This window comes from Bradyrhizobium sp. BRP19 (assembly GCF_020194195.1).
Classification (GTDB): domain Bacteria; phylum Pseudomonadota; class Alphaproteobacteria; order Rhizobiales; family Xanthobacteraceae; genus Bradyrhizobium; species Bradyrhizobium yuanmingense.
The window spans coordinates 1-418 of record NZ_JADYVZ010000184.1 but is presented as its reverse complement, the minus strand read 5'-3'; the positions used below and the strand labels follow the sequence as shown (position 1 = coordinate 418).

The 418-nt window shown below is 68.7% G+C and carries 1 pseudogene; it reads right to left on the bottom strand.

Annotated elements, in window-relative coordinates:
• Positions 1-369: pseudogene (locus tag I6F36_RS39100) on the bottom strand (ubiquinone biosynthesis protein UbiB); the annotation flags it as partial.
• Between the last annotated feature and the right edge of the window lie 49 nt (positions 370-418).

The following is a 418-nucleotide window of genomic DNA, read 5'->3' as shown; positions in this document are numbered from 1 at the left end:
ACTCACGAAAGTCTGCGCCAGCGGGCGTTCCAGCGATTGCGCGATCACGGCTTCGGCTTCGGCTTGCGGGAACGGCGGCAGGCGGTCCTGCAAGCTCTCCAGGTCGCGCGCCAGCACCACGCCGACCACATCGGGTCTTGTGGCGAGGAACTGGCCGAGCTTGAGATAGGCCGGCCCCAGCCGCGTCAGTGCGCGCGATAGCCGCGGTCCGGATTTGGCGCCGCGCCGCTCGACCAGACGGGCGAGCTTCACCAGGATTTGCGCCGGCGGCGGCACCAACGCCGGATCGACGACGCCGAACACGCCCTCACGCGCGAAGACGTAGGCGGCGCGGGCGAGGCGCACGATGTGGTTTGTTGCAGAGATCACAAACGCCAGCCCGAATGCAGCGCCACAATGCCGCCGGAGAGGATGTCCC